Below are 4881 nucleotides of genomic sequence, written 5' to 3'. Positions count from 1 at the left end.
CGGAGCGCAAAAATAGTCCAAAATCGACTTATTTTCGGCTCTGAAAACACAGAAATTCAGTCAAATGTTTTCAAAATGTTTTCACGGAAGTTATAGACATCAAAAAAACCGCTAATATTAGCGGTTTTAAGAACTTTGGGAACTATTCGAACTCGATATAGCTATACTGATATACTGCATAATATGTATTAGTTTTTCCACATTTATAGACTATTTTATATTCACTTTATGCATATATTTTATCTATTATTTATATAACTGGGGTCAAAATGTGGTCACAGTTTTGTTTCACATTCTTCACTATCATTCTTTTTTTCTGTGTTTATCTCTATCTTTTTTCCATTAATATGTCCAAAAGTCAAAACTGTTAACATAGTGTACTCTCCCTCATCTTAAATAATCCATAAATAGAGTATACTTCACATGTATTATATACCATATGCGTAACATATTAAAATAATAATTGCTTGGGAAGTAATCAAGTAGATAAAGGAAAATAAAAAAGTAGTACATCATCTTTTCGATATACTACTTTGAAAAGCCTCATTATCAATTTAATAACACTAACGAAAACCGGGCTTTTCTATATCACATCATCTTTATGTATTTACAATTCAAACAAATCATTTGAATTCTCATATTGGCCACTAAATCTTCTATTCGCATTTATATAATCAATTAGATATACAATCTCCTTATTTGGAAGTGAAACCTTATATAATTGTTCTATCTCTAAAAGAATCCCTTTAATTAAATCAAATTGCGGATATTTCTCTTTATCAAACTCATATTTATTATCATCCAAATAATTTTTATTTGTTACCATGCGTTCAATTAAACAACAAATATGAATATATAATCCCAAAGTTCCTCCACTGCTAAATTCCATTTGCAATTCTTTTTGCAATTTATCAATAATTCTTTCTACACTAACAATAATCTTTCGTGGATCTATAATATTCAAGTGACTCATCAAATTTTCTAATGAGAAATTCTTGATAATATTTTTCTTAAAAGCATGCACTTGTTGTCTGTTCAATTTTCCTTGGAACAACTCATAAATAACTTTTTCATCTTGCTTTTCAATTAATCCTTCAATTGATAAGAAAGGTATTTTTTCAATTTTGGGATCCTGATTGCCAACTATAAATAGGACATTATATTTTTCAAACATAGAAAAATCGTTCCCTTTTACTTGAAGATTTTTAAAATCATATGTTAATAATTGCACATTCATAGGATGAGGTAAACTCACATCAATTAATTGCGCAATCTTATTTGCCATTCCTATTCCTGACTCACATATTGATAAAATAGCATCAGGTTTAATACGATTTTTTATAAATGAATACTTACTATAATTTGCAGTGCTTGCATTTTTCAAAATGGATTCCATATCTTCATTTTGCATAATTCGGTTTGCTACATCTAGTGCCATGCGAGTTGTCACGTTATTGATAATACCAATATCAGTTTTAAACTTATTCCCTAATCCATTATTTATCTGTTCTAATGAACCCATATCAACTAATACAATCAATTCGTTGCAACTTCTTGTATTTTCAATTTTTTCTATTAAACGATTTGTTATTTGTTGCACATCACTACTTATCGGCATATCAATTGCATCAAATACATGTTGCCCAACTAATTGATTTACTACTTCTGCTATTCCACTAGCAATTGAATAACCATGAGAAATAATAATACCTGGAATTCTACTTGATTCTACATCTTTTTTTAAATAGGAAAGTAAGAAAAATAGATTCATTTTCCCAACAATATTCTTTTTCATAAGTTCACTATCACTAAGTAAAATCAACAATTCGTTTGCTATCTGCATTTTATAACTATACATCATAGATAATTGTTCTAATAATAGTTCAATCACTTTTATTTCTTCGCCAAAATGCAAATCATCATATTGAACAGAATTTTTATTGTCAATAACAAACTTTGATAATACACCTATTTCATGATTTGAAAAATTAATTGGTAAATATTTGTGGCTAATAATATTCGTAATATTGGTCATCAAATTAATTATTAATTTTTCTGTATATTGTTCTGGATTTAATTCTTCAAAAAATAAATAATCAACATACTTTCCCATAATTTCAGTGCACTTAGAAACAAGGGCATCCAAAGAAAGCTTTTTATCCATCCATCTTTGAATTAATTCTATAAACTCAAGATTTGTAGTATATAATTCATTTTCTGTTTTACTATAGTCCTTTAGTTCATCTATGCTAAGCAGGATTCGGTCATCCTTTAAACTATTTATTGTTTTAGATTGTGTTTCTACAATATATATTGGTAAATTACTTACTTTGACAATAACATTCTTGTCTAAAGACGTAACCAAACTATTTGCGACCATATACTTAATTACATTTTTTAACTCACCAATATTTCCTGAATATTTATAATTCAATAGCATTTGATAAGCTTGTCTACTGATTTTAATAATTCGTTTGGTCATCTTTTCTTCTTCAGATAACACATTATATATAATTTCTTTTTTCTCTTTTAAAAACCGTTTATCTAATGGAGGCAATGTAACAACAATTGGTATTCTTCTTAGCAAAGTTTTCAATAAAACATTACTCGGATTTTCTGTTGTTGCAAAAATAAGTCGAATCTTTGATGAATACCATGTTTCATTATCTCCAACTTTATGGAAAATTCCCTTATCCATAAACAAGAAGATTTTCTCTTGGCATTCTGGTCTTAAACTATGAATTTCATCCATAAAAATCATGCCATTATCAGCTATACTTAATAGACCTTCTTTATCTTCTTCAGCACCAGTATATGCTCCTTTTGTGTACCCAAATAAATTAGTCAAAAAAAGTTCTGGATTGTTTGAATACTCAGCACAATTCACTGTAACAAATTTGCCGTCAACTGGAATAAGACCTTTTTGTTTACCATATTCGAATAAGAGACTTGCTAAATAACTTTTACCTGTTCCGGATTCACCATATAACAATATTGGCAAACCATTGTTAGGGTAATTAATGGCTGATTTACACTGTTCTACAGCATATTTCAGACTTCCATTATAACCAACTAAATTTTCACAAACATTATATTCTTTTTCAATAAAACTTCTAAACTCCTGAATAGATATAAATACGTTCTGTATATCATAAATTCGGTAATATTTTGTTAGTTCTACTTTGTGAAAAAAAATGTTTGGTTGATTTACAACTTTAATAAAGACTCCTTCTTCGTGTAGTTGATCAAGTATTTTTGCTATTTTCTGACGTGTTACACCATATTCAATAGCTAATCCAATAGCAGAACACTCCTCAATCTCATCCCATTTTAATGCTTTACTTTTAATACGAATTGATTCTTCAATTTGTTGTTTTAAGTCAATCATTTTAATCATCCCCTTTTGTAATTCTAGTTTTTTATTTATAATATTATTATAATACTAATGATATCATAAAGTGTTGAAAGGCTTAACAATTATGAAAACAAATTCACAAAGACAAGAACAACTTATTAAACCCAGTGTTAAACCTAGTAGTCATTTTTACCATTCTTTTGCTCATTCTCTTCAAATTCTAAGCATGTCAAATGAGCAACTTTTTTCTCATTTTCGTAATATAATTAATCAAAATCCTTTTATAGAATATCTTCCACATAAACCTCATAATGAGCAACAACATTCTGCAATAGATTTTCAATATGTAGAAAAAACACTGCAAGACGATTTATTCTTCCAATTAGAAACTTATAGAGGAACATATTCTAAAAAAATTTGTTCTTTTATTATAAACTCTCTTGATGAGAATGGTTTTTTATCTTATTCTTACGAAGAATATTGCGAGTTTTTAGAAATTAATGCAAATGAATTCCTTAAAAATTTGCATATTATTCAATCTTTTGAACCAGTTGGAATTGCAGCAATAAATAGCATAGATTCAATTAAGATTCAATTACAGCAAGATGGACAAGAATTTGCTTTAGATTTATTTTGCAACTATCAAAAAGAAATAATGGCAAAACAATATGAATATATTGCACAAATGAAAAATACAACCACTGATGAAGTAATGGAAGCGATGGATATTATCAAAGAAACAAACCCTTTTCCGGCAAATTCATATCAACCAAAAACTTTTGACTACATCTATCCTGATTTCATCATAGAAGTAGAAGATTATCAATTAACAATCAAGCAATCCGATTATGGAACTATTAGTTATAGTAAAGATTACTATAAAGATATTCAAAATGATCCTATTCTTCATCAGTATTTCAAAGATGCTTCAATATTAATATCTGATTTAAACAAGAGAAACTCAACTTTATTATTGATATGTAATGAATTAGCAACTATTCAAAAAGATTATTTAGTTTTTGGTAAGCCATTAAAAAGATGTACAATTCTTGAACTTTCAAAAAAATTAGGTATGCATAGTTCAACAATTAGTAGAGCCATTCGTAATAAATATTTTGAATGGAATCACCAAATTTTTCCTTTAGAATATTTATTAACTGCTAAAAAAACAAAAGATTTATCAGATCCAATTCAAAAATCAATTTTACTTCTTATCGCTAAAGAAAATACATCTTTCCCTTATAGTGATTACGAATTACATATGTTATTAAAAAAACAAAATATATCTATTTCTAGAAGAACTATCAATAAATATAGAAAAATCATGGGTATTGAAAATTCTTATAAACGCAAAGAAGAATATCAACTTTAGAAATAGATGAGCATATGAAAATGCTCATCTCAGACTGTTGACAAAGTGACTGTCGACAGTCTTTTTAAAATCTGATAGAATATCTGTGGCAGAAACGTACTTCATAAACCCAAAAATAGTCGACGTTTCTGCCATTTATTATGCCAAAAATGAT

At 27.6% G+C, this 4881-nt stretch carries 2 protein-coding genes; one reads left to right on the top strand and one right to left on the bottom strand.

Annotated features, from left to right (window positions below; genetic code table 11):
• Positions 1-607: 607 nt before the first annotated feature.
• Positions 608-3388: a sigma 54-interacting transcriptional regulator gene (locus NE665_RS23225; RefSeq protein ID WP_256302660.1), complete on the bottom strand. Its 2781-nt coding sequence runs from the start codon at positions 3386-3388 to the stop codon at positions 608-610.
• Between the two features lie 91 nt (positions 3389-3479).
• Between NE665_RS23225 and NE665_RS23220 the strand changes: the two genes are divergently transcribed.
• The gene (locus tag NE665_RS23220) at positions 3480-4727 is read left to right on the top strand and encodes a hypothetical protein (protein WP_256302659.1); all 1248 of its coding nucleotides are present in this window, start codon (positions 3480-3482) and stop codon (positions 4725-4727) included.
• Positions 4728-4881 lie beyond the last annotated feature (154 nt).

The organism is Clostridium sp. DFI.1.208, assembly GCF_024463855.1.
Lineage (GTDB): Bacteria > Bacillota_I > Bacilli_A > Erysipelotrichales > Erysipelotrichaceae > Clostridium_AQ.
This window is presented reverse-complemented; position numbering and strand designations above follow the sequence as displayed.